The 25,281-nt window shown below is 44.3% G+C and carries 19 protein-coding genes; 6 read left to right on the top strand and 13 right to left on the bottom strand.

Annotation, left to right across the window (positions count from 1 at the left end; all coding sequences use genetic code 11):
- Positions 1 to 14: 14 nt before the first annotated feature.
- Genes L4D19_RS10680 through L4D19_RS10705 form a run of 6 tightly spaced genes read right to left on the bottom strand, consistent with a single transcriptional unit; the run spans position 15 to position 6,407 of the window.
- Complete coding sequence (locus L4D19_RS10680) at positions 15 to 1,334, bottom strand: DUF3131 domain-containing protein (RefSeq protein ID WP_428452446.1); 1,320 nt, start codon at positions 1,332 to 1,334, stop codon at positions 15 to 17.
- Positions 1,324 to 3,186 carry a glycosyltransferase family 2 protein gene (locus tag L4D19_RS10685; RefSeq protein ID WP_428452447.1) on the bottom strand — a complete coding sequence of 621 codons (1,863 nt, stop codon included), beginning with the start codon at positions 3,184 to 3,186 and terminating at the stop codon, positions 1,324 to 1,326. The genes L4D19_RS10680 and L4D19_RS10685 overlap by 11 nt, the downstream gene beginning before the upstream one ends.
- 17 nt (positions 3,187 to 3,203) lie before the next feature.
- Positions 3,204 to 3,656 carry an ATP-binding protein gene (locus tag L4D19_RS10690; RefSeq protein ID WP_428452448.1) on the bottom strand — a complete coding sequence of 151 codons (453 nt, stop codon included), beginning with the start codon at positions 3,654 to 3,656 and terminating at the stop codon, positions 3,204 to 3,206.
- Positions 3,657 to 3,671: 15 nt separating this feature from the next.
- Complete coding sequence (locus tag L4D19_RS10695) at positions 3,672 to 4,853, bottom strand: nucleotidyltransferase family protein (protein WP_428452449.1); 1,182 nt, start codon at positions 4,851 to 4,853, stop codon at positions 3,672 to 3,674.
- Between the two features lie 10 nt (positions 4,854 to 4,863).
- Entirely contained in the window at positions 4,864 to 5,196 is a 333-nt protein-coding gene (locus L4D19_RS10700; RefSeq protein WP_428452450.1) for an STAS domain-containing protein, read from the bottom strand.
- Positions 5,148 to 6,407: a SpoIIE family protein phosphatase gene (locus L4D19_RS10705; RefSeq protein ID WP_428452451.1), complete on the bottom strand. Its 1,260-nt coding sequence runs from the start codon at positions 6,405 to 6,407 to the stop codon at positions 5,148 to 5,150. Before L4D19_RS10705 ends, L4D19_RS10700 begins: the two co-directional genes overlap by 49 nt.
- Positions 6,408 to 6,722: 315 nt before the next feature.
- On the opposite strand from L4D19_RS10705, the gene L4D19_RS10710 reads away from it, so the two are divergent.
- A complete protein-coding gene (locus L4D19_RS10710; protein ID WP_428452452.1) occupies positions 6,723 to 7,652 on the top strand; it encodes a hypothetical protein in 930 nt (309 codons plus the stop codon).
- A gap of 265 nt (positions 7,653 to 7,917) precedes the next feature.
- The gene (locus tag L4D19_RS10715) at positions 7,918 to 12,069 is read left to right on the top strand and encodes a calcium-binding protein (RefSeq protein WP_428452453.1); all 4,152 of its coding nucleotides are present in this window, start codon (positions 7,918 to 7,920) and stop codon (positions 12,067 to 12,069) included.
- A 63-nt stretch (positions 12,070 to 12,132) separates the two neighbouring features.
- Here the strand turns inward: L4D19_RS10715 and L4D19_RS10720 are convergent, their stop codons facing one another.
- Genes L4D19_RS10720 through L4D19_RS10730 form a run of 3 tightly spaced genes read right to left on the bottom strand, consistent with a single transcriptional unit; the run spans position 12,133 to position 16,028 of the window.
- A complete protein-coding gene (locus L4D19_RS10720; RefSeq protein ID WP_428452454.1) occupies positions 12,133 to 12,960 on the bottom strand; it encodes a hypothetical protein in 828 nt (275 codons plus the stop codon).
- A 25-nt stretch (positions 12,961 to 12,985) separates the two neighbouring features.
- Entirely contained in the window at positions 12,986 to 14,284 is a 1,299-nt protein-coding gene (locus L4D19_RS10725; RefSeq protein WP_428452455.1) for an HlyD family type I secretion periplasmic adaptor subunit, read from the bottom strand.
- Positions 14,277 to 16,028, bottom strand: coding sequence for a type I secretion system permease/ATPase (locus tag L4D19_RS10730; protein WP_428452456.1), 1,752 nt, complete (start codon positions 16,026 to 16,028; stop codon positions 14,277 to 14,279). Before L4D19_RS10730 ends, L4D19_RS10725 begins: the two co-directional genes overlap by 8 nt.
- A gap of 276 nt (positions 16,029 to 16,304) precedes the next feature.
- Here L4D19_RS10730 and L4D19_RS10735 point away from each other — a divergent pair, with 276 nt between their 5' ends.
- A complete protein-coding gene (locus tag L4D19_RS10735) occupies positions 16,305 to 17,801 on the top strand; it encodes a DUF3131 domain-containing protein (RefSeq protein WP_428452457.1) in 1,497 nt (498 codons plus the stop codon).
- Positions 17,802 to 17,940: 139 nt separating this feature from the next.
- A complete protein-coding gene (locus L4D19_RS10740; protein ID WP_428452458.1) occupies positions 17,941 to 18,735 on the top strand; it encodes a family 16 glycosylhydrolase in 795 nt (264 codons plus the stop codon).
- A 72-nt stretch (positions 18,736 to 18,807) separates the two neighbouring features.
- Here L4D19_RS10740 and L4D19_RS10745 read toward each other — a convergent pair whose 3' ends face one another.
- Positions 18,808 to 19,083 carry a hypothetical protein gene (locus tag L4D19_RS10745; RefSeq protein ID WP_428452459.1) on the bottom strand — a complete coding sequence of 92 codons (276 nt, stop codon included), beginning with the start codon at positions 19,081 to 19,083 and terminating at the stop codon, positions 18,808 to 18,810.
- 330 nt (positions 19,084 to 19,413) lie between these two features.
- Complete coding sequence (locus tag L4D19_RS10750) at positions 19,414 to 20,631, bottom strand: NupC/NupG family nucleoside CNT transporter (protein WP_428452460.1); 1,218 nt, start codon at positions 20,629 to 20,631, stop codon at positions 19,414 to 19,416.
- Between the two features lie 338 nt (positions 20,632 to 20,969).
- Between L4D19_RS10750 and L4D19_RS10755 the strand changes: the two genes are divergently transcribed.
- Positions 20,970 to 21,410: a cytochrome C gene (locus L4D19_RS10755; RefSeq protein ID WP_428452461.1), complete on the top strand. Its 441-nt coding sequence runs from the start codon at positions 20,970 to 20,972 to the stop codon at positions 21,408 to 21,410.
- A gap of 4 nt (positions 21,411 to 21,414) precedes the next feature.
- Here the strand turns inward: L4D19_RS10755 and L4D19_RS10760 are convergent, their stop codons facing one another.
- Both L4D19_RS10760 and L4D19_RS10765 read right to left on the bottom strand, forming a co-directional pair.
- Positions 21,415 to 22,335 carry a LysR family transcriptional regulator gene (locus tag L4D19_RS10760; protein ID WP_428452462.1) on the bottom strand — a complete coding sequence of 307 codons (921 nt, stop codon included), beginning with the start codon at positions 22,333 to 22,335 and terminating at the stop codon, positions 21,415 to 21,417.
- A 129-nt stretch (positions 22,336 to 22,464) separates the two neighbouring features.
- Positions 22,465 to 24,093 (bottom strand): methyl-accepting chemotaxis protein, encoded by a 1,629-nt coding sequence (locus L4D19_RS10765; RefSeq protein ID WP_428452463.1) that lies wholly within the window; start codon positions 24,091 to 24,093, stop codon positions 22,465 to 22,467.
- Positions 24,094 to 24,431: 338 nt separating this feature from the next.
- Here L4D19_RS10765 and L4D19_RS10770 point away from each other — a divergent pair, with 338 nt between their 5' ends.
- Positions 24,432 to 25,250 (top strand): phosphate ABC transporter substrate-binding protein, encoded by an 819-nt coding sequence (locus tag L4D19_RS10770; protein ID WP_428452464.1) that lies wholly within the window; start codon positions 24,432 to 24,434, stop codon positions 25,248 to 25,250.
- Positions 25,251 to 25,281: the final 31 nt, after the last annotated feature.

Below are 25,281 nucleotides of genomic sequence, written 5' to 3' on the forward strand. Positions count from 1 at the left end.
ATCATATTTGCGTTTTATTTAATTCCTACACTTAACAGTGCACCATTTTCGAGATAGGCCAATGACTCCAGAACAATACCGTTGGTATTGGCTGTAATTGCCTTATTAATACGACCATCAGCTTCATATCGTCCTGAATACCAGCCACGATCTTTGGAAGATAATGTCTTGGCCTCATCGACAAGCAGCGACGTATAAGGTGTGTCATATAAGACATACCAACCGAAAGCAGCCTTGGTCGATAGCGTTTTCAGGTGAGACGCATCTTCCCCTAAATCAGTGATCGCATTCCATGGTTTTCCATCAGAAAAAACTGTGTTGTAGACAAAATAAGGGGCTTCATCAACATTGTCCTCACTAACTGCAGTGAGAATACCCGTACGCTGATACCGATTTTCCTGGGCCTTGTAAACTCGGTGAGCAAAAATCTTAGACACACTGTCAGCACCGAACTCGATACTATCCAAAATATAAGACTCACTAACCACATAGTTATGTGCATGATACTGAGCTGGGTCGCGGTTATCAGTAGGAATATCAACGCCATCAATTTGCTTTAGCTCAAGGTGATCGATGTATTTCATTGCATTAAATACATCCCTACCCATTAGCGACAGAGCTTTCGATGCGTATTCCTCGTAACCAATACGACCTTCCTGAACCAACTCCAGACCACTCCCTTTTGGGTCCGGACGAGAGCCGTACATGTAGCCATGATCAACCATGGCACTGATATCCCAATGATTCAGAATATTATTCACATACTGGTTATATTCCGGATACTTCCAAACCAATATATTTAAAGGCACTAGGATCCGCCCTATGTCTATAGCCGACCAACCAATCCCATTCTCTGCAACCTTGTTGTTGTAATCCACCATCTGCAAGGTACGGGTGTTATAGGCTTTGTTAGGCAAGCGCCCGTCCACCAACGGTAAACGTGCCAGTGTCGTCAAGGCTTTCTCCATTCGCAATGAAAATTCAGTCTGGCTGATGACCTTCAACTTTTCGGCTGCCAGCAAGCCCATCAGATAGGAAGCCGTATCCCACATAGTCGTCGAAGGATAACCATCAACAGAATTGACCAGCCCTGTGTTTTCCTGATAATTATTCTCGAAATAAACCCAAGCTGTATTAGCCCAGAAAAATTCCTCCTCGGTCAACACTCGTGGCTCCCGAAGGGGTAACTCCTCTGACACATCAAATGAGATATTTCCTAATACCCGCCCCTCATCACGCGTCTCAATACTAAAAGCAACAATCAGAGCCGTAACGAGTCCGGCGATAAATACTATATGATGCCGAGCATTAACCATCGCCTCTCTAAATTCCATACTCTAACTCCTCGGAGCCCTTATCCTGTTTATTGCCAACTGGTGGCACCCAATATGCCGCCCGTATCATTCCCCACATCGCCATCATGTTGTTTATTATCCAAAAGCTATTGAGTACCAGCCCCCCGAACGAATAGGTACCGAACAGTCCTGTTACATAGTTGAACCATGCAAAACAAAGACTGAAAAGACTTAAGCCAAATACCATCATCTGAGGAATCACCAGATGGCCAAAAGTACCGTTCTGGCGTTCTTTCGGTGTAGCGGGAAAACTGATCTTTCGCCCTCGAAATACTGTCCATAAGGCACGGAGGTTCACCGGGAAAAACGACAAGTAATTTGTTTTCCCTTTATAGCCCGCAACTCCCCATGTACCGACCATCATGGCAACCTCAGCAGTCAGAATGAAAGGCAAAAAGTGCAAGTAGAAAGTCGTATCATAAGCACTAACAGGCGCAATACTGGTAAGGAAATACAGAATGGGGCTAGCAAGAAAAATAACATTCCAGATGGCCGACAAGTTCGCCCAGAAGCTTGCACCGTACATCATCTTCTGTTTTATGCTCATCCCCTTGCGAAACAAAGGATTATCATTGAAGCATATATCTATTGATCCCCCTGAGTACTTAAATCTTTGCACGGTCCATGTCTGCAAATCCTGTGGGGATAACATTTTACTTTCAACATGAGGATGCAAAATAGATCGCCACTCCCGTTCGGTATCAGAATGCAACACCATAGATGTGTAGATGTCTTCAGATACATGAAACTTGTAAGGAGTAAACTCAGTGTCGAACATTATTTCCTGGCGTAGATTTTCAGATACATCGCGATCAACACACTTCTCTTTGGTCAGTTTGCGTATTTGCTTCTCGACTTCTTTGTGTTCTCTACCTATCTGTTCGCTGTAGCTGCGCAACGCTGCTTCCATTACAGCTTCTCGGCGATGAATAGACCCAGCACCACAACAGAAAGAGGCGTTCACCCAGTTACGACGACGCTGAATCACGTCATAAAACATTTGGGGATCGTTAACGAAGGGATCTGCCCCTATCGTAACCGGACCATAAACTCTTTCGACAAGACGCCCCAATATCGAGCTACTTTTCCCTACTTTCCGCTCCAGCCATGCAGGAAGGCGTTCTCCTTCAGGCAAGTCAAAAAACCACTGTGGGGTTTGTACCCAGGCAACATCAGGATCACGAAAATAGCCCAGTGTGTGTTCCAATATTGTCGGAAACGGTCGGGTGTCCGCATCACAAATAACAATAAAATCACCAGCCGTTTGCTCAAGTGCATTTCTGAGGTTGCCAGCCTTAAAACCAATGTTGCTGTCTCGGGTAATGTATTCCACTTCCAGCTCAGCTGCTAGAGATGCCATCTCGTTGCGCTTTCCGTCATCTAAAATAAAGATCTTGATATCAATGGCATGGGGATAACGGATTTTCTGCGCGTCCAGAATACTTAGCCGCACCAGATCCGGCTCTTCATCATAGGTGGGAAAAAAGACATCAACGCTGATCGGTCTTGTCGACTCACTGTCTAGAGATCCATTAGCAACACATTCATTTATCTTATACGGCGGCGCTTTTCTTGGCTCGTCTTTGGTTTTCCAGAGATTAAAAGTAAACAGCATCGATCCAATAAATGCACACGACTCTGCCACTACCAGCGGTAGCGAAAACCACAAGGCGTCATAATTCAATGCATAAGACCATCGCCACCATAGATACCAGATACCAAACGTTAAGTTACACGTGGCCAAATACTGATAAAGCAGCTCCCTGGGCATACTGTAGGATACTGGCTCAGGTGGTTTTCGGTGTTCAAATTCCTTGAAATAAAAATCCATCTGCTCGCACTCGATTATTATTCGCTGATTCTTTTCGTTATCTTAAACGTGTTCGCCTTTCCACTTCGAAGATACTCAATAGCATCGACTAGTTGAGCTACGATAATGAAACCTCTTCCCGATGTAACCCAGCTATCAGGAACATCAGGATCAGGCTCAATGAACTCATTGTGAATTGCCTGATTAAAAGCTTCCTGAGACATTGAAAGGCCATAATTTGTTATTTCAATCACTAGTTGATTATGGCCATCCAACACACAGGAAACACCTATCGGACTATTTTCTGCATATCGATAAGCATGCTCGTACGCATTATTAACGACTTCTACAGTGCATAACTCTACGAGATCTATCACTGCACCCTCTATACCTAAGCCGGTAATAAAAGAGCGCATATCTTTCGCAACAGCTCTCGATACATCAGATGAACTGCAGTACTGCTTGGTAAAACTTTGCGATAGCGTTTCCATCAAGCGGTCCTTAATTCACTTATCTAGGATATCTTCCTCAACATTCCCAACAGAACTGTACAAAGGGAAATTAACCCCACTTCTACCTAATGGTTGAACTTGTCGGCGATCCTTAACCATGTGAACGGCATTCAACTCATTTAGAGACTGGGTAAAACCATCATGGCTAATAAAGTAATCGCCAAAGACCGTTTTATTATCAACATAGGCCGACGACGAAATATGGATATAATCACTAATCAAGCTTTGGTTAACAACGGCACCAGACTCAACTTTACAATTAGCTCCAATCATTGCCGGACCAGTAATAATGGCACCATTTTCAATTTCACAACCATTTCGAATAATGACTGGTGGAGTGATCTGACATTGTTCAGGTTCAAAAACAGTGTTAATACCAACCCAAATACCGGGTTTTATTTGTCTGCCTGGAATTGGGTAACCGGGAACCTTACCATTTAGGATTTCACGGGTAACGCCCCATATATCGCTAATATTTCCAACATCCAGCCACTGAAAGTTCATATTAGTTGCATAGAAGTCTATTTCCTTTTCCACTAACTTCGGAAATAACTCACTACCGATGTCGTACTCCTGATCTTTGGGAATATAATCAAAAATGGCAGGCTCAAAGATATAAATACCGGTATTAACCTGTCTCGATAGTGCTTCGTCAATCGCAGGTTTTTCCTGAAAGCTAGTCACTCGGCCATCTTCTTCAGTTACAACAACACCATATTTGCTTACCTCTGCAAGATCTACTTCACGAGTGATAATTGTCGCTATTCCCCCACTTTGCTTATGACGCCGAATCGCCTCAGTAAAATCAAGATCAATCCATGCATCACCGCATACGACTACAAAGGTATCATCAAAAAAACCTGAAAAATCTTGAATCTTCCGCATTCCACCAGCTGAGCCTATCGCCTTACTCACAAACTGGCCGTCTTGCATTTCTCCTTCGTACGAAAAAGAAAGCTGAACGTTAAAGTGATGCCCGTCGCCAAAATAGTTTTCAATCACCTCGGCCAAATGACTGGTGTTTACAACAATCTCGTCGATACCATGCTGCGCAAAGAGCTGAATCATGGACTCCATAACGGGCTTGCCTAGGATAGGGATCATCGGCTTTGGAATAGTATGAGTAATCGGCCGGACTCGTGTCCCTTTCCCCGCCGCGAGAATCATTCCTTTCATCTCTTGCTCCTTATGCCATCATCGCAACTGCATCTTCTACCGAGTCATAGCTTGCAATCAATTTATCCATGCGAGTGAGCTTCAAGAGCTCGCGAACCGCTCTCTGAGGATTTACTACACTGATTTTTTTTCCTTTTAACATTTTGTAAATGCTCATCACTGCTCCAAGGCCACTACTATCCATGAAGCGGACATTAGATAAATCCAGTACCAAGTTTGGCTCAATCTTGTCTAACATCTGTTCGACTTCTTTACGAAAAACAGGCGCTAACTTTGCATCAAAGCGCTCTTCATTTAGTTGAAAAACTGTGCATTGCCCCTTGTTGATAACTTCGTATTGCATAACGCTTCCCCTTCTGAATGACCGGTCCACTCCACGACAAGTACACTGACATCATCATCAAACTGCTCTGACTGTTGCCAGTCTCTCACTTTATTGACTAATAACTCTGTTTGTACTGCTATCGGGTGATCAATTAACTCCACCACCATCTCTTTCAAGCCTTTTTCAGTAAACTGGATAGCTCCTTGCTCTGCCTCTGTGATTCCATCGGAATAAATCCAAACCCTATCTCCTGGCTCAAGCTGAATAAATGAGGTTTGGTATTCAACAAAATCAAACGCTCCAACAACGAAACTGTCCTGACCGACAAATTCAGCTTTCCCCGTCTTTTTATGCAACCACACTAAAGGCGGGTGGCCAGCCACAGAAAAGGCTAGCTTCCCAGTTTTGACATTAAGCACCGCATACACCATGGTGAAATAGAGCAAATTCTTATCATCACTAAGATAAAGATCATTAAGCTGCTTAATAACTTCATGCGGTAAGTTCAGCTGATAATAGGGAGGAGTTGATATTGGTGATTTAACAAGAGAGCCTTTATTTGAACTAGCGCTTATACTTTGCTGCACAGAAAATGACATGAGCGCAGATGAAACCCCGTGCCCTGCAACATCAAACAAATAGAAGGCGATATTGTCCGGATCCAGCTGCATATAACCCAACATATCTCCACCAATCTGGGCACTTGGTAGCGACACGTAACTAACCTCAGCGCCAGTAAACTCCTTTTGAGCTGGGAGAAGCTGGCTGAGCAGATCAGCTGCAGACTCCAAGTCTTTTTTCATGACGGCCTGCGCTCGGTCGAGCTCAATGTTTTTTTTCGTTATCTCGTTATGGAGAGCAAGTGTGCGAAAGCCAGCTTTGATACGAGCATGAAGTTCATCAACATGGGTGTCCTTAACCACAAAGTCATCAGCACCCGCATTAATACCATTAATAATAGACTCTTGGTCATCTTTGCCGGATAGCAGAACGAAGAAAATATAACGCGAATAATTTCCGGACTTGAGGCGTGCACAGAGCTCTATACCATTCATCTCAGGCATCATCCAGTCACTCAATACAAACTGGATGTATGGACAGCTATCTAATATAGACAGAGCCTGCTCGCCATTGCTGGCTGTGATTACATTGTATCCGCGCCTTGTCAATACTGATTTCATATACATCAGCATGGTATTATTATCTTCAACAAGTAGAACATCTTTCATTTAGAAGCACCTGCCAGCCATATGCTTTTCCAGCATAAACAACATGTTGCATCTGTTTTGTGTTTATGTCAATTTTTTACTGTCTTTATGTCTATACATGAAAGTCTAGTAACGCAAACTCAGAGAAACAAAAATTTAGACATTTCAATTCCAATCAGCATCAAAAAATAATATAAATATCTAATAGTTAGCGTATTTTCGATTTTATTGCACTAGAAGCGACCATAACTGGCGGCAAGGAAAGCGATGCAAAAGCACACCCTTTTGTTGATAACATGTTACTCAATAAGCTCACTAAGTTATGCGAGTGATTACATGGCAGCTTCTCAGAAACATGCCCCTTCCCCTCAATCACCCAACATTACGCACACTTTTGCCACTGAAACTGAAGAGAAGGAAAAAAAAGAGATTGATTTAATCTGGAAAGGTGTTTCAAGCTCTTTTTCACTCCCATTTGAAGAATGGGAAAATACCGAGGATGAAAATCGAACCTGGCTTCATGGCCTAAGCGGAAATCTAAGTTTTGGCTATCCCCTTTTGGAAACACCGGCGGCTAATTTGCCAGCTAATACAGTCCAGGGGCCAACCAACAACAACATGGTCGCCTCTCTATCACTAAAATATACCGTCCTTGGTAACTGGTTTATCTCAGGAACTCTTTATCATTATCTAGATAAAGACCAGCAACAACCCTGGAATCCTGATTTCACTTATGTATTTGGTTACAGCGATTGGCGTCCTTACACGTTAAGTCTTATATACGCCAATTACGGAGGCAATCGTTTCCAAGCAACTGATGAGCAACCTGTCACTCATTTCAATCAAGGAACGTGGTCACTAGGATGGAAATTCCCAATCACTGCTCCCTTTGATGATTGGCTGACTTTTACCGATGACGGCGCAATTGGATGCCAAGTAGATTATAACTACACCCCCGAATATTTTGATTTAACTTCAACTAGTTATAAGAAAAGCCACAATACAATAAGCCTTGGTTGCAAATACGCTATTGTCGGAAATTGGTATGTCAATGCAACCGCATTCTATTACTTGGATAGTCAACAAAAACAGCCTTGGAACCCAGACTATACCTACGGCTTTGGTTATTTCGATTGGCGCCCCGGGACCATTACAATTCAGTACAACAACTATTCAGGTAACCGCTGGAACTCTTCCGATAGGGGCGAAGATACAGGTCGATTTAAAGATGGATCTATCAGTATTGCTTACAGTTTTTCATTCTAAGTAACCTCTTCTTCTAATTTGCAATTTTGTTATGCAGATTGCAAAAATCCATACTGCAATGTCTTATTTCCCGTCTATTCTTGAGCTAACAAACTAAAGCTACTAGTTGCATATAGAATCAAAAACATAAAAGTTGATAAATAACAAATAGTTATAACCAAAATCAACTTTTTTGGGGCTAACTAATTAATTATGGCATTCCATATGCAATTGATTTATAGCGCATAGTTCACGAGCCAAAGTTATAAACTCAGGAGAGATTAATATGGAAGGAACCAAATATAACGACAAAGTTACCGGGACGGTGCACGACGATAGCATTGATGTACTTTCCGGTAGTGATGAGGTTGAAGCAAAAGGCGGTAACGACTTTATTGTCGGTGGTGAAGGCAGTGATAAATTAGCAGGTAATGAGGGCGCCGATACCATTTTCGGCGATGTTCAATATGGTGATGATACCCCCTCTGAGCCTACCGCTGATAATAGCTGGGGTACTGCACAATCTGTATATGAGTACACAGCCTCAGCAGATAAAACAGAAACAGTCACCCACAGCGTAAGGCTTGGAAACTATTTGGTTGATAATAGCGGCTCAATCAATGCGAAATTCACTCTGATTGAATCCTATGCGGCTATATACATCGAGCTAACCGATTCCAATGGGAATGTAGTAGACAAAGTGCCTGCCAATATTAGTGGCACAGGTGAAGTCAGCCTCGATTACACCTACTCCAATCAGAAATTCGGGGACGACCAGCTTATTACTTTTAACTTGGTCGATAACTCTGGCAATACAATCACTGATATTAGTTCTGTCGAAATCATTGCCAACCATATTTACGATGACACCATTGAGGGTGGTGATGGCGACGATACAATATTTGGTCAACAAGGTGAAGATACAATATATGGTGGTAAAGGCAATGACTTCCTAGATGGTGATATCAATAACGATACCATCCACGGAGGAGACGATAATGATGTCATTATCGGCGGTGATGGTAATGACACTTTATATGGCGATGCAGGTGCTGACACCCTGCTTGGCAGTGACGGTAACGACATAATTTACGGTGGTGAAGGTGATGATCTACTGTTAGGCGAACTCGGTGATGACAAACTAGATGGTGGTACCGGTGCCGATATTCTTCTAGGTGATGATGGTGACGACCAGCTTTTCGGCGGGTCTGGTGCAGATAAACTATTTGGCGGAATCGGTGCAGATACGCTCTCAGGAGGCACCGACAATGACGAAATCCATGGCGATGCTGGTGATGACAAAATTAGTGGTGATGACGGTGATGATTTCGTCATGGGAGGCGCAGGAAAAGATACGATAGAAGGTGGTGCCGGTAATGATCTGTTGCTAGGTGGCGACGATAACGACTCCATTAGCGGTGGTGACGGTAAAGATCAGGTCTTTGGTGAAATGGGCGACGATACCGTTTACGGGAATGCCGGTGATGACATGCTCTACGGTGGTGATGGGCAGGACACGCTAAAAGGTGGTGCCGACAATGACCAGTTGTTCGGGGGGAAAGGAAACGACACGCTAGATGGTGGCGAAGGAAACGATACCCTTCATGCTAATGAAGGCGAAGACATCATCAATGCTGGAGACGGTGATGATTTTGTCTACGCTGGTGACGGCGATGACATCATCGATGGTGGCGTGGGAAATGACACCATCTTTGGAGAAGCTGGCAATAATTTTATCAACTCAGGTGCTGGCAACGATATCGTCTATTCCGACGCTGGTAATGACACAATAACAACCGGTGATGGCGACGATACCGTTTTTGCAGGTGGTGGCTCGAACCTAATAGATACGGGCATTGGCAGCGATACAATCTATTCTAACTCAGGAAACGATCAGATCACTGCAGGAGACGGTGACGATACTGTTTTTTCCGGAGATGGTGCAAATACTATCGATGCCGGTGAGGGCAATGATTCAATCTATTCTGGCAAGAACCAAGACACAATATTAGCGGGCTCTGGTGATGACACTGTTTTCACAGGAGCAGGAAACGACACCATTACAGCCGGTACAGGTAACGATAAAGTGTATGCCGGTGCTGATGACGACATCATTGAGGGCGTTTCTGGTAACAATAAGCTCTATGGCGAGAGTGGAAATGACACTATCACAGCAGGCTTAAACGCATCAGAACTATTCGGAGGGAAAGGTACAGACAGCCTGACGGGCTCTGACGAGAATGACTATTTACATGGCGGTGAAGATAGTGACAGCATTAACGGCGGTAAGGGCGATGATACTCTCGATGGCGCAGCCGGTGATGATAACCTGTTGGGTGGTGAAGGTAACGATGCCATTTTCGGTGGTAGCGGTAACGACACTCTCGTGGGGGGCTTAGGGGCTGACTACCTTGCCGGGGGTGACGGCAATGATTACATCGAGGATGACGGTACAGATACTGTACTGGGTGAAGGAGGCAACGATACCCTTGTAGCCGCTTCATCGGGCAGTCATAAAATATTCGGTGGTAGCGGCGATGACAAGCTTATTGGAAGTGCTATGTCTGACACCCTCTATGGCGGTGAAGATAACGACACCATCACAGGTGGTGCTGGGGATGATCTGCTAGAAGCAGGCTCTGGCAATGATACCGTGGATGGCGGTGAGGGTAACGATATTCTTCTCGGTGGTAGCGGTAATGACACTCTCGTTGGAGGCGCGGGAGCCGATTACCTTGCAGGTGGCGAAGGCGATGATTACATCAAGGATGATGGAACTGATACCGTGCTGGGTGAAGGTGGCAACGATACCTTAGTCGCCGCTTCATCGGGCAGTCATAAAATATTCGGCGGTAGCGGCGATGACAAGCTTATCGGAAGTGCTATGTCTGACACCCTTTATGGCGGTGAAGACAATGACACTATCACTGGTGGCGATGGCAATGATCTACTGGAAGCTGGTTCTGGTAATGATACCGTAGATGGGGGGGATGGCATCGATATACTGCTCGGTGACAAAGGTGACGATTCACTGAAAGGAGGCGCTGGTGCCGACAAACTGTTCGCTGGAGCTGGTACAGATCAGCTTCATGGCGGAAGCGGTAATGACGAGCTTCATGGCGACTCCGGAAACAATACTCTGTACGGAGATGACGGTAATGACACCATCTATGGAGGTATCGATGCTGACACCATTGACGGTGGAACAGGCGACGATACTTTAAAAGGCTTTGACGGTGACGACACCATCTACGGAAATACTGGCGATGATGTCATTGAAGGCGGAAAAGGTAACAATATCATCGATGGTGGTGATGGTAATGATGACATTGCAACCAAGGATGGAAACAATACCGTCTCTGGCGGACTGGGCAATGACAGTGTTACGACTGGATCTGGCCTCGACAAGATTGACGGCGGAGCTGGTAACGACACCGTAAAAAGCGGTGCTGGTGATGACATTCTGCTTGGTGGTGCAGGAGCGGATAAACTCTACGGTGAAGGTGGAGCAGACCAAATCGAGGGTGGCGAAGGTAACGATAGTATTTACGGTGGTTCTGAAAATGATCGTCTCCTTGGCAACACAGGGAATGACTTTATCAAAGGCGACAGCGGCAACGATACCCTCTATGGGGGAGAAGGTAATGATACCCTTCGCGGTGGTTCTAATGACGACGTCCTATATGGTGAATCTGGCAACGACAAGCTAGTTGGAGACAGCGGTAACGACACTTTGTACGGTGCTGATGGCAACGACACCCTATCCGGAGGCTCGGGTAATGATACACTTTCTGGCGCGGAGGGCGATGACTCGTTGGTTGGTGGTAACAACGACGACTCCCTTGACGGCGGAATTGGAAATGATGTCCTATCCGGAGGTTCAGGCAACGACATCCTCTTTGGCCAGGAAGGTTCAGACCGTTTAGATGGCGGCTCTGGTTCGGATCAGCTATTTGCCGGTGCTGGCAATGATATTCTTGTCTTTGACAAAGAAGAGGCTGATAACACTGACGGAACCACCGTTCATTTTAGTGGTGGACAAGGTGTTGATATTCTTGCTGTTGGGAATGAAGCTGATGGGCAAATCATCGACATGACCCAGACAGCCTTTCAGGAAATCGAAGCTGTCGTTATTGATGCTACCGATGCTGAGCTAAAAATCGGCCTAGATAAAATATTGGTCAACGAAACTGCTGATATCAGTAATAGTCAATTCGTGTGCTCTGGTGCAGGAAAACTCGAACTTGAAGGTTATGGTTGGGAAATGGCAGAGAGCACTCCTGAACTATCATCCGAGTTACGAGATATTTATTCAGCAGGAAACATTGATACCGACTCTCTCCATGGCTATACCTTCACAAACTCAGACGGTAAGGCTGTAACTATCTGGAGTGATAACGAAACTGATCAAATCAGCTTCAACGGTACAGATATCTAGCCCCTTCGTCTTAATTAAGAAGCAAAGCCCGAATACATTCGGGCCTTGCTCTTAGCGCTCATATTAGTTGGTTAGGCACAGCTTTCTATTTTGAGCACTAATCAAACTATCATTAGAGATTACAAAGTAATAAAAATCCTGCTTCATTTCATATTTCTGAATAAAGGTTCGAATATGACTCAGTAAACTCTTTGCCTCGTTATAGCGATATAAATAGTCTTTATCGCATTCATTAACCACATCTAGATCAACACGAAGATCATTAAACTGACTCATTAGATCACTCACACGCTTTTCATTCTCAGCCTCAAGGGCAGAATTAGCATAAAGGCGGTCAAACTCCGCCTTTTTCCTTTCCCATTCACCAACATCAGATATTTTCGAACTTATACTTTCTTCTTTCTTCCTAACCGTTACAAGCTCCGTTTCAAGTAATCTCTGGGTTTCAGCCAGCTGTTTACGTTCTAGATCTAGTTCATGATCAAGCTGCTTTTTGTAGGATCTCTTGAGCTGCACATATTGTTTAGACTTGTTGTTAAATGCATTCTTAGTTTTTCGCAACTCTTGCTCAAGATCATTAATTACACGATTTTGGTCAACCACCGTTATGCTACTGACACTAACTTCTTTTTTCAGGTCACTGAAGCTTTTCTCTACCACACCAAGCTGTTCAACGAGCTCATTGATTACATGCTCTTGCTCTTTAATCTCGAGCTGGTTAGCTTCAAGTTGAGACTTATATTGCTCTGCTGAATAGTATAAATATCCACCTTGCACTACAAGCAGAGAACTGATGAACAAAATTACAAACTTTGCTTTTTTTAACGGCACAGAAAACATTTTAGGCTTATCAATCTTTTTATTTAGCCGATGAGTTTTAACTTTTCCCATATAAACTCCATCTGTAAGAACGCCATTACGACTCTCGAAATGCACGATAGTACGAATTAAACAGCGGCGCTGTGAAGTACTCCCACAATGTCTGCTTTTCCAGTAAAATAAACACTTCTGTTGGCATACCTGGATATAAATCTATATCTTTCAACGATGAGATTTCATCAGAATTCAGCCTGATCTTTACCAGATACCCTGTCGGGTGATTCGGGTCTAAGGGGATTATCCGATCAGCAGCAACATATATCACCTCTCCTTCTACAGGAGGAGTTCGCCTAATGTTATAGGCACTTAATCTAACTTTAGCTTCAAGCCCATAATGAACAACATCAATATCTTCTGGTTTGACTAAGGCTTCTACAACTAAATCATCGCTGTCCGGAACAATTTCCAATATAACATCCCCAGCATTAACGACACCGCCAATACTGTGGACATTCATGCCAACAACAGTTCCAGTATGTTCACTTTTTATCCTAATCCTTGAACGAACATCTGTGACTGCATTTAGAGACTGCTGCACATCCCATAACTCTTTATCAATCTGTACTAACTCGGAAGCTAGTTTCTGCTCAAACTCAGCCTTTTCTGTTCGGAAGTCTTGCTTCAGGGAAGTCAGCTGCCTTAGTAATACTTCCTCATTCGCCTTTAGTTCAGCAGCCTCTGCTTCTACTCCAGCCTGATATCGCTGTAGCTCTAACATCCGAGTTTTAGATACGAAACCTTTTTCAACCAGCCCAGATGTCATTTGGATTTCTTGATTTACCAAGCTCAACTGACGAGAAATAGCTTTTAACTGATAGTTCGATCCGCGTAACTGCTCTTCCAACAACATCTTGCGCTGCTGGTACTGCCCTTCTCGTAACTCAGCCCTAAGCAATGATTGCTGAAACTGTAATTTCTGAGATCGTAGAATATTGTCCAGCTCTTCAGGTTCAATACCTAGCACTTGTATATCAGACCAATCTACTTCCTTTACATGATTCAGCTCTTCCTGTAACCGATGACGTTGAGCAGATAATGTGGCAGCCCTGAGTTGGAGCCTTCGATAATCCGATTCCACTTTACTATTAGCTAACTCAAGAAGAACATCCCCAGCTTCGACGTGCTGACCTTCCTTCACATATATAGCTTTAACCCATCCACCTTGAAGGTGTTGGACTTTTTTTCTCTGCGATTCAACCACCAGCGTGCCGGGAGCAATAGACGCAGAACTCAGCTTTGCTGTAAAGCTCCAGAGCAGGAACCCACCAACCGTCAGCAAAATAAATAAACAGCCAAAGATAATAATCCGTTTCGTTTCAAACGCTGCTTTATCCATGAGTGACTCCTGCCTGATGTACAGCATTTTGATTAATGGAAGCAGTACTCTGTTCCTGTTTTATCAAGTCCCCCCCAGACGAATTAGCTCCCGAAATAGCACTAAGAAACTTGTCGCATGTTCCTGCTTTTTCAACTCTTCCATCTTTTAAAATAACAACCCAATCCATTTGTCGTAAAAAGCCGGGGCGATGGCTAATCATTACCACAGTGATTTTATTCTCTTTACAGTGCTGCAGCACGATTGCCAGTGCAACTTCTCCCTCCGGGTCCAAGTTGGAATTGGGTTCATCAAGTATGAGCAAACTCGGGTTGGAAAATACTGCTCTGGCAAGACCAATTCGTTGCTTTTGCCCGCCAGAAAGCTGTACTCCCCCTTCACCGATATAGGTGTCATAACCTTGTGGAAGAGAAATAATAAGTTCATGGATACAAGCAAGCCTTGCGGCTTTGATGACATCGTCCGCAGAAGCATCTGAAAAACGACAGATATTTTCCGCCACCGTTCCCGCAAATAAACCAACATCTTGGGGTAAAAAGCCAATATACCGACCAAACTGCTCTTCAGGCCATAGTTCCAGAGCAGCCCCGTCAATCTTTATACTTCCCATTGTTGGTTTATGAATTCCCATCATCAGAGCGGCAAGTGTAGATTTGCCCGATCCACTATTCCCCATGATAGCCAAAGCGTTTCCAGCACCTAATTTAAAACTAATGTTCTGTAGAACAGGTTGGTTTTGCCCGGGGAACTTCAAGCCAACATTGTGAAGTAGTAACTCGCCCGTAGGGATAGGCAATGCTGTTTTTGTATCAATTCGGCTAAGATCATCATAGTTTTTCAGGCGAGAATAGGCCAAATATGCACTGTACCAACTTTTCCAACCATTGACGGCCTGCTCAAACGGAGACAACACTCGTGACATAATAATAGAGCTTGCAATAATCGCCCCGGCACCTAACTGATTATCTAAGGCTAGGAGAACTCCGACAGTTAATATTATCGCCTGAAGCAATGTCCTTACGTAACGGCTAATGGCCAGTAACAGGCTTGTTTTTCCATTAAGCCGCCACTGTAAATCCAATAACCGTAAATTTCGATTGTTCCATAATCTACCAATACTCTCAGCCATTCCCATGGCTCTTAATGTAGGCGCATTTCGTAAAAAGTTATTCAACTCCATACTGGTTTTATTCCCCAGTATTTGTGCTTCATCACTCGGCTTTCGTGCTGTGTACATCATCAATAAAGCTAAGAGGCCAAACAATGAACTGCCAATAATGGCAACAATTCCTATATAAGGATGAAGAATAAAGAGAATTACTAAAAATACAGGCACCCAAGGAATATCAAAAATGGCAGAAGTTGACGGAGTAACCAGAAAGTTTCTTAGTTCAGAAAGATCCTGAAGACCTTGCTTTTCTATCCGGTTTTGTTTGGATGAGTGGCGAATACTGTCAGCTAGTAAGTGCGGACTTAAAGCAACATCAAGCTTCAAGCCTGATTTTTGTAACAACAATGTTCGCACATGTTCAATAACAGCTTGAGCAGAAAGCAAACCTATTGCCACAATAAGCAAAGCAAATAATGTATCTATACTTGCACTACTCAACACGCGGTCAAATAACTGTAAACTATAGACAGGTAAAGTTAGAACCAGAAAATTAATCGCTAAGCTAAAAAATGCTACAAACACCAAGTCCCTTTTGCATGCTTTTAAAGCATTTTCCAATATGCGCTGTAACAAAACACAACCCCATAAGCCACCTGTAGTATATAAATATAGACATTAGAACTAAAAATGCTGAATCTTTCTTCTGAAAATTTAATAAATTTCATTGGTTTATGGGGTATTTCATCAATGCCTCCAAATTGGCCAGTATCCTTTGAAGCTCATCACAAAACGAACATATTTCGTTCTAAAACGGGGATTGTTAATAGGAGGCGCTTTAAACTTATTGAAATCTTTTACTAATCATATAGTTGTAGAGACAATATTAAGACAGGAAAACTTGGGGGTTCAATGAGGCCGGGCCAGTTACTTTTGGTTCAAACTACATCAGCTTTACTCTTGTTGAGTAGCCTTGTCATTGCTCAAGATAATCCTATTTCTGATACCAGCAACTCAGAGCCAAAACAGCCAAGCTTCTACGGCAACCGAGCAATTACCCAATCTAAGGCTCCAACTGCAGAACAAAAAATCACGTTTCAAAGACGAGCTATTGCCCCACCAATTGTGAACCAAGAAGAAAACAAGAAAGAAGAAAAAGCCTCAATACTTGCCACCGAAGCACGAACCGAAAACCAGAAAGTGTCAGATGAGGCGCGACTAACAATATCAATTCCCTTAACGCAGCAAGAGAGAATGCTTGCTAACAAAGCCCATTACTACATTGAGCAAAACTGGAACCCCAATACCGGGTTTATTGACTCTGTTCAGGGCTATCACCACAGTACAATGTGGGATATTGCCAGCAGTATAGGCGCCATACTAGCCCTTGAGGCACTTGAGCTACTTCCCTCTGATCAGGCGTCTTCTAAACTTGAGGCACTCCTATCAACACTGGGAGCCATGCCGCTCTATAACGGCAAGCTTCCCAATCGTGAATACAACACCAAGACAGGGCTTCCCTCTGGCTCTCTCAGCAGTACCGCTTCAAACGGCAATGGTTGGTCTGCTCTCGATATTGGGCGGTTACTAATATGGCTAGAGATCACCGCCAAATACAAACCTGAGTTTATTAACCAGATCGTGAAAATTAAGAAGAACTGGTCTTTAGCTGATGCCGTCAACCAACAAAATCTTTACGGGGAATACAGAAACAAACAACGAGTCCAATATCGTCAGGAAGGAAGGCTAGGCTATTTACAGTATGCTGCTCAAGGCTATTCGTTATCCGGGTATGATGTATCTAAAGCTTATGAAAAGACTGATACTCAGGTTGTATATCAGGGTAATACAGAGTTAATCATCGATAAACGTAACCTCCCCTATTTCACGCCCGATCCCTATGTATTGAATGCAATTGAGCTTGGGATTCACGACATCTGGTGGGACCAACTAGAAGCTCTTTATTCAATTCACAAGAATCAGTTTAACAGAACCGATCAACTATGGATTTTTGCCGAAGACGCAATAAGCAAAGCGCCGTGGTTCTCCTACAACAATATCTACTTTTATGGAAAAAGCTGGCTGAGCACATCTGCTGGAGGTAAGCCAATTGAAAACCCACAAGTATTCAGCAATAAAATAGCTTTTGCGCTAAGCGTTATTTTTAATGATGCATTTAGCGAACGACTTCAGCAACAGGTCATAAAAAATAGCCGCTTTTCGAAATCAGTCCCCACTGGCGTATACCTCAATAATGCCCCTAACCTAGCATATAACATCAACACCAATTCACTGATCCTTGTTTCTCTGTGGTTTAAACACCGCAACAAACGACCAATCCTTGAGGATGCTGTAATTACCGACAATAAAGTACAAAACACAAGACAAAAATCACTTATAACCAATTGATAGTAAAAATAATCATCAACGAACACACAATTATTCCCTTTTTATAGATTCGTCTTATTGGTGAGACATTTTTTCTCCTGTTCAGCCACAAATCCACAGCTACTCTTTATCCGTTTGTTGTATCTTTTCGGGAATTATTATGTCTTTTTTTCCAGCACTTAGGCCGGGATTACTTTCAGCCGCAACCTTATTTACTAGTCACACAATCGCTTCAAATAGCTTTATCGATCCATTAACTAGTTTCGACCAAGAACTCTGGTGGAAATCAAACGGATGGAGTAACGGGTTTCCGTTTAATAACCGATGGGAGGAGTCATCAATAATAACTGACAATAATGGAATGCATATTCTATTAAACAAGGCCCCCACTACCGATAGCCATTTTGAGTTTAGGTCTGGAGAACTTCGTAGCCATAACTTCTACGGCTACGGCTGCTTTGAAGCTGAAATAAAACCCATCGCCAAATCCGGTGTTATCACATCTTTTTTCCTTTTCGCCGGTCCCTACGATAAGCCTGAGGGAGGCAATGGCCAACATAATGAGATTGATATCGAGTTTCTCGGTAACAATACCAATGCTGTTCAACTCAACTTTTGGACCAATGATGACCAATACCTCAGCAGCAATGAAACATTGATATATCTTGACTTCGATGCCTCAGAAGCTTTCCACCGCTATGGAATAAAATGGACCAAAAGAGCTATCCGATGGTACGTCGATGGTAAACTGGTTCATCATGCCAAAAACAGTGGAGCAGTACCGACGCCATCAGCCAAAGACAGCAAACTGCGCATAATGGCCAATGTATGGCCTACCGATGAACGTATATCTAATTGGGCAGGATTGTTTGATACAAATAGCAAACTTGCGCTCACCGCCAGCTACCGAAACATACGATACAAGGCAGGGCGAAAATGTAAGTTCAAGCCCTAAAATATAATGATAGGCGGAAATCAACACTAAACTAAGAGTCTGGTAATCGACTCTTAGTTTCACGCTCAAGTTTCAGTACAACTTAACCCGCACCACTTTCATCACTTCGATATCGAAGCCGGCAACCACTTCAACCGCCGGGTAGTAAGTCATATTGACCTTAGCCCCTTTCAGGCTTTTGTATTTTTTCTTTCGCTTAAATTTAAACGGCGCGTCGCAGCCTTCAATCATCAAGGTATGCTGAACCCACTCTCCATCTTCACGCTGAGTATGGGATAGCACTTTTACCCCCTCGGAATGAACAAGGCTTTCATGACTGTGCAGTAATTTATCAACGGGCGACTTCATGGTTTATCTCTATAACGCGTAATAGAGAAATGCTAAATGAATTCACAGCCACAAGCAATGATTCAAACTATCGATGTCTATTTGATAATAGCTTTTAATACAGACGGTTATATAGCTTTTAACGTGAATAATAATACGACTAACATCCATTCAGTATCATTTATAAGACAAAATCACTCAAACCATCGCACTACTATTAATGTGTCCTTAGGTCTTATACCGCTACAGGATTATCCTGACTAGCGGGCTATTTTGAGTTCGAGTTTCATTGCTGAAAACAACAACAGAGAGCATTGGCTCTCTGTTGTTGTTTATTCTGGAGGACTAGCGTTAGAACGACAGGAAGATGCCGGCTAGCGTTGCGCTCATCAAGTTTGACAGAGTAGCAGCGAATATCGCTTTAAGGCCAAGTCGTGCAATGTCCGGACGGCGGCTTGGTACTACTCCTCCCAATCCCCCCATCATCATGGCAATCGATGTCAGGTTGGCGAAACCACACAATGCAAAAGTCACGATTGCCTGAGAGTGTTCGCTCAACTGCTCTTTAACGGCCATCAGATCCGCAAATGCCACAAACTCATTCACTGCAATCTTTTTACCAATCAGGCTTGCAGCTACCGTTGCCTCAGACCAAGGAACACCAATTAACCAGGCAACGGGTGCAAATAGATAACCGAACACTAGTTCAAGGCTTAGGTCATCAATGCCAATCCAGTTGCCGACATGGCCAAGGCCACCATTTAATAACGCGATCAAACTGATAATTGCCAGCAGGCTTGCACCGACAGCCATCGCTATTTGCAAGCCGCTCAATGCACCTTGCGAAGCCGCATCGATAATGTTTACCGGTGCCGTCTCATCTTCCTCATCAACCTGTGGCTCGTCGCTCAAGGTTTCCGTTTGCGGAACCAGAATTTTCGCCATCATCAGGCCTGCAGGCGCAGACATAAAGCTTGCGGCAATCAGGTAACTAATTTCAACGCCTAGTCCGGCATAGCCTACCAGGGTGCCACCAGCAACCGAGGCAAGTCCGCCCACCATGACAGCAAAAAGCTCAGAGCGGCTCATTTTGGCCAGGTATGGACGAACCACCAATGGTGCTTCTACAGAACCCACAAAAATATTAGCCGTGGCAGACATCGATTCGGTACGGCTCGTACCCAGGATGCGCTGCAGACCGCCACCCAGACAACGGATCACCCAACCCATAATGCCAAGGTAATAGAACACAGAGATCAGTGCAGAAAAGAACACGATGGTCGGCAGTACATTCACGGCAAAAATAAAGCCGATTTTGAACTTGGCCAAATCGCCAAACAAGAACTCAGAACCAATGCGGCCATAGTCAATCACACCGGAGACAGCATTTGAGACAGTGTTCAGTACTTCACGTCCTACAGGGACATATAGAATAAAGCCAGCAAACAAGATTTGGATTGCAAACGCACCACCTACAGCGCGCCAGCTTATCGCACGGCGATTTTCAGAAAAAAGTATAGCAACCGCAAATAGCGAAATAATGCCTAAGATGCCGACCAAATGGTTCACGGTCATTCTCCAATGTTAGTGTTTTAGTAAACGATTGCGGCGGCATTGTAGGGATTAAAAAAACCGTGACAAGGATCAAATTGTTAAGCCGTTTTACAGTAAAGAAACACATCTTGAAAAAGTTGCTGCCTTTATCGACAAAGCAAACGAAATCGGCCGATTAGTTCCATATGCGGATACTATTGTCACATCAGATGACAATTACCCAACCCAATAGCCACAAATTTTGTAAGACTTTTTCCCCTGCTTTTTGATACATCTTCTACACTTTTCACTGCGGTGCTCATTATCAAGCTGCCATCAACTAGTTGTCACTGGTGTATTCTGAGAGGTATTCCATGAACTGCCATAAAATACTAATCTTATTTGTCATTGTGTTTGGACTGGTTGGTTGCGAGCAAGCATCAAAAGGCTTTAGCCTTCCGATCGGCGATCCGGTACAAGGTGAAGAAGTCTTTATGAGTATGCAGTGCCTGAGCTGCCATGAAATGGAAGGTTACGAACGACCCGAAAGCGGAGTGGACAAACTTTCAGTGACGCTAGGAGGTAAGGTTGCGAACCTGAAAACCTATGCCGAGCTTGTCACGTCAGTTATTAATCCCTCACACCAGCTTGCGGAAGGCTACGAGCTATCAGAGATCCAGGAGTCGGGTGAGTCTGTCATGCCCGTATATAACGACATATTAACCGTAGAGCAGCTCATCAACCTCATCACTTTCCTAGAGTCACGTTATGAGCTAGAGCCATACACACGCACTGAGTACATAATATACCGTTGATAACTCAGAACAGACCGCGATCCCAAACAGCGGGCTCGCCGATACGAGCCCGGACAAAATCTATGAACACCTTTACCTTGGCTGGTAAATACTTGTGGCGTGGGTAAATAGCATACAAGGGCATCTGCTGATTGAGCTGCCAATCTGGTATCAAGCGGATCAGCCGCCCTTCCCTAAGTTCATTCTTGAGCAGGTAAGTCGCCAGATAACCAATGCCGTGCCCGGCCAATGTCGCATCCCGGATGGCATCGGCCGAATCGACACGATAGTTACCTTTAACCTTCACCTGCAAATCATCCTGCTCGTTGCAGAAACGCCACGTCGTATCTTTACGTTCCCGGCTGAAGTAGGTAATACAGTTGTGCTGTTTCAGATCCTCCGGATGATACGGTACGCCATGCTTGGCTAAGTAGCCCGGGCTGGCAGCCAGAACAAACTGACAGTCGGTAAGATGTCTTGCGACAAAGCCCTCCGGCGGTGATGACATGATCCCTATCCACAGATCCAGCTGTTCGGAAATCAGATCGACCCGATGATCAAACAGGCTCATCTCCAGATCAAGCTGGGGATACTGCTCATGAAACTCGGAAATGTAAGGGCCGATATGATTGAGGGCAAAGGACTGTGCAATGCCGACACGCAGTGCGCCGTGCAGGGTATCAGTATCTTGCACCAGCTCGCTTTCTGCCTCATTGATCTCGTCAACAATATTGGCACAGTGAACAGCAAACTGCCGGCCTGCTTCTGTAAGGGCAAAAGAGCGAGTTGTTCGCTGAACCAGTTGTACCCCCAGCCGCTGTTCAAGCTGCTGCACCAATTTACTGACCTGTGTTCTGGATATATCGAGTATCTGCGCGGCACGGGTAAAGCTTTGCTGCTTTGTCAGGGCATTGAACACAACCATCTGCTGGGCTTTTTTTAGCATGTAGACCTTCAAGAACTCGATTCGCGCAACAAGCCGCTACGCACAAAAACAAAAGACCTGTCAGTGACAGGTCTTTAGATAAGATGTAACCCACGCATGGCGTGGTACATTCAAATATTGTATTCCAGCTTACATCTTAAAGAAAGAAAGCTGCTGCTTTTGCTTCTCGGCAAGTTGAGACAGCTCGTTACTTGCAGAAGCACTCTGGCTAATACCGGCGACATTCTGATTAATGATTTCAGACATATTGGTGACATTACGGTTAATGTCTTGCGTCACTTGGGACTGCTGCTCAGCAGCGGTCGCTACCTGGGTATTCATATCGCTGATCTGCACGACTGACTCCGTAATTCCCATCAAAGCCTCGTTAGCACGACTCGTCAGATCCTGATTACGCTCCAGCATTTCCAGGCTCAGCTGCATACTGTCGTTAGCATTGTTTGACTGCGACTGAAGCTCTTCGATAATTGCCTGAATTTCCTGAGTTGAATCTTGGGTTCGAGCCGCAAGCATACGCACCTCGTCAGCAACTACCGCAAAACCACGACCTGATTCACCAGCTCGAGCAGCTTCAATGGCAGCATTCAACGCCAGCAAATTTGTCTGCTCGGAAATACCGCGGATCACTTCGATCACCTTGCTGATCTGCTCAGATTGCTCCTGCAGGCGTGTAACAACACCGGCAGCATCAGACAAAGTTTGAGTCATCTGTTCGCTGGCCGCATTGCTCTGTTCAAAGATTTCCAGCCCTTCTCGAGCCAGCTCGTCGGTCTGCTTGGCTGTTGAGTCTGCCGCTGTGGCATTGTCGCTCACGTTTTCTGCGGTACTTGATAGCTCATTAACGGCTGAGGCAACCTGGTCAATTTCATTCAGCTCAGACTGCGCATTCGCTTCAGACTGGGTCATCACGGCAGCAAGTTCAGTCGAGGCAGACGCCACATCCTCACTAATGCGTACAAGGGCATCAACGGTTTTATGAAGCTGGTCTACCGTTATATTTACGTCGGCACTGAGTCGTGCAACCTCATTGTCACCGTCCTGCTCAGCATGGACACGCAAGTTACCGCTCGCGACTTCGCGCATAACGGCCTGCAGCTTCACTATCGGATTTACAATCAGCCCCGACAACCACCATGCAACAGCAAAAACGACAACGAAAACAAATAGAATTGCCATTGATGCCGTTGACATCAACACTTTGTTGTTCTCGGCACTCTGCGCCATACTCTGTGACGAGAACCTATTCACGCTTTCTGATAGCTGGTTGATCGAACCGACCATCGTATTACCTATCTGACGATATTGTGCAATGAATGCCTCAAATTCTGATTCACTTACTTCACCGCGATCGTGGCGGGTAAGCACATCAACAGCACGTGTTGAGTAATTAATGTAATCATTGATAGCGCTACGAACAGCTTGAGACTCAGCTTTAAACTCAGGCACCAGCTCTAGCAACTGCAAGTCACTAGCAACATCGCTAGACGTCGTTTTTAACTCACCAAGAAACGAACTACGGCGTTTGGCATCATAGATGGAATACACCGCACTAATACGCAATGGGTAAATACGATCATCTATGCTGGCAATCGTATCTTTATAATCAACAAGATTTTCAGTGTTGGTTGAGATTATTTGCTGTTCAGTTTCTAACTTAGTTTTTGTTGTTAGCAAAGACACCAACAGAACAACTACCATTAACATTACAGGCAACAATACCTGATATCTAATTGATATGTTTTTTAATGAAAATTGCATTACAGCCTCAAAGACATGAAGATTGAGATATGCATCCGTGCACAAAATAATGGCGGCATTATCACCCGAAAACCCTCAAAAAGATAGAGCTGCGTCACAAAAAACAACAAAACCAATGCAACCACGCGCATGCAATTTGATGTTTCCATTAAATAATCGTATGGAAGCGTAATAAACAAAAACCTCTCGTTATTTCTCAGATACCTATTAAGCATTTATGACTAACGTCATAGAGTGTTCAAACTTTTGAAACATGATTGTCATATTACTCTCCTAATCTTTGCTTCGTTCATTCAAACCTATTGGCAATAAGGCCAAGCTTTTTAAGGATTAGGAAAATGAAAACACAGGTTATTGGTGCACTAGCCCTAGCAGGTTCAATGGTATTCAACACTGCGGTAGCAAATGAGACTGTTTCTGTTGTAGGCTCAAGCTCCGTATCACCAATCATGGAAGTACTTGGTGAAACCTATGCAAAATCCAATGATGTCACCATCGAGGTTCAGGGCCCGGGCTCTTCTGCCGGTGTTCGAGCAGCACACGATGGTTCTTCTGACCTAGGTATGAGTTCTCGCAACCTTAAGTCATCAGAGAAAGCTGACAATATCAAAGAAATCGTTATTGCTCGTGACGGTATCGCTGTTGTCGTTCACAACAACAACCCAGTCGCAGACCTGACGAAAGAAGAAGTATCTAAAATCTACAAAGGCGAAATCACTAACTGGAACCAGGTTGGCGGCGAAAATAAGCCAATCGTCGTTGCAACACGTGACACAGCCTCTGGTACTCGTGGTGCCTTCGAAGACATCATGAAACTGAAGAAGAAAATTAACGGTATCAAAGTTTCTGCTATCTCTCAGCGTGCGCAGGTTGCCAGCGGCAACGGCCAGCTAAAAACAATCGTAGCCAACAACCCGTTTGCTATCGGTTACATCTCTCTTGGTTCAGTAGACGGCTCGGTTAAGCCGCTGGCTATCGACAACCACAAGCCTTCTGTTGAGGCAATAAAATCTGGTGAATACGGCGTACAGCGTCCATTCCTGGTTGTTTATAAAGATGGCCGTCCATCTAAAGCAGCACTGGACTTCCTGACTTGGGTCAAAGGCACCGAAGCTCAGAAAATCGTTGCTGATAAAGGTTTCATCTCTGTTAAGTAACAGCTGAACACAACTTTCCCGGTCAGCGTCT

The sequence above is a fragment of the Photobacterium kasasachensis genome, assembly GCF_050336885.1.
Classification (GTDB): domain Bacteria; phylum Pseudomonadota; class Gammaproteobacteria; order Enterobacterales; family Vibrionaceae; genus Photobacterium; species Photobacterium kasasachensis.

Bases quoted from the DNA above. Each gene is read 5' to 3' on its own strand.
- L4D19_RS10680 (WP_428452446.1), bottom strand. From the start codon at position 1,334: ATGGAATTTAGAGAGGCGATGGTTAATGCTCGGCATCATATAGTATTT.
- L4D19_RS10685 (WP_428452447.1), bottom strand. From the start codon at position 3,186: ATGGATTTTTATTTCAAGGAATTTGAACACCGAAAACCACCTGAGCCA.
- L4D19_RS10690 (WP_428452448.1), bottom strand. From the start codon at position 3,656: ATGGAAACGCTATCGCAAAGTTTTACCAAGCAGTACTGCAGTTCATCT.
- L4D19_RS10695 (WP_428452449.1), bottom strand. From the start codon at position 4,853: ATGAAAGGAATGATTCTCGCGGCGGGGAAAGGGACACGAGTCCGGCCG.
- L4D19_RS10700 (WP_428452450.1), bottom strand. From the start codon at position 5,196: ATGCAATACGAAGTTATCAACAAGGGGCAATGCACAGTTTTTCAACTA.
- L4D19_RS10705 (WP_428452451.1), bottom strand. From the start codon at position 6,407: ATGAAAGATGTTCTACTTGTTGAAGATAATAATACCATGCTGATGTAT.
- L4D19_RS10710 (WP_428452452.1), top strand. From the start codon at position 6,723: ATGGCAGCTTCTCAGAAACATGCCCCTTCCCCTCAATCACCCAACATT.
- L4D19_RS10715 (WP_428452453.1), top strand. From the start codon at position 7,918: ATGGAAGGAACCAAATATAACGACAAAGTTACCGGGACGGTGCACGAC.
- L4D19_RS10720 (WP_428452454.1), bottom strand. From the start codon at position 12,960: ATGGGAAAAGTTAAAACTCATCGGCTAAATAAAAAGATTGATAAGCCT.
- L4D19_RS10725 (WP_428452455.1), bottom strand. From the start codon at position 14,284: ATGGATAAAGCAGCGTTTGAAACGAAACGGATTATTATCTTTGGCTGT.
- L4D19_RS10735 (WP_428452457.1), top strand. From the start codon at position 16,305: ATGAGGCCGGGCCAGTTACTTTTGGTTCAAACTACATCAGCTTTACTC.
- L4D19_RS10740 (WP_428452458.1), top strand. From the start codon at position 17,941: ATGTCTTTTTTTCCAGCACTTAGGCCGGGATTACTTTCAGCCGCAACC.
- L4D19_RS10745 (WP_428452459.1), bottom strand. From the start codon at position 19,083: ATGAAGTCGCCCGTTGATAAATTACTGCACAGTCATGAAAGCCTTGTT.
- L4D19_RS10755 (WP_428452461.1), top strand. From the start codon at position 20,970: ATGAACTGCCATAAAATACTAATCTTATTTGTCATTGTGTTTGGACTG.
- L4D19_RS10760 (WP_428452462.1), bottom strand. From the start codon at position 22,335: ATGCTAAAAAAAGCCCAGCAGATGGTTGTGTTCAATGCCCTGACAAAG.
- L4D19_RS10765 (WP_428452463.1), bottom strand. From the start codon at position 24,093: ATGCAATTTTCATTAAAAAACATATCAATTAGATATCAGGTATTGTTG.
- L4D19_RS10770 (WP_428452464.1), top strand. From the start codon at position 24,432: ATGAAAACACAGGTTATTGGTGCACTAGCCCTAGCAGGTTCAATGGTA.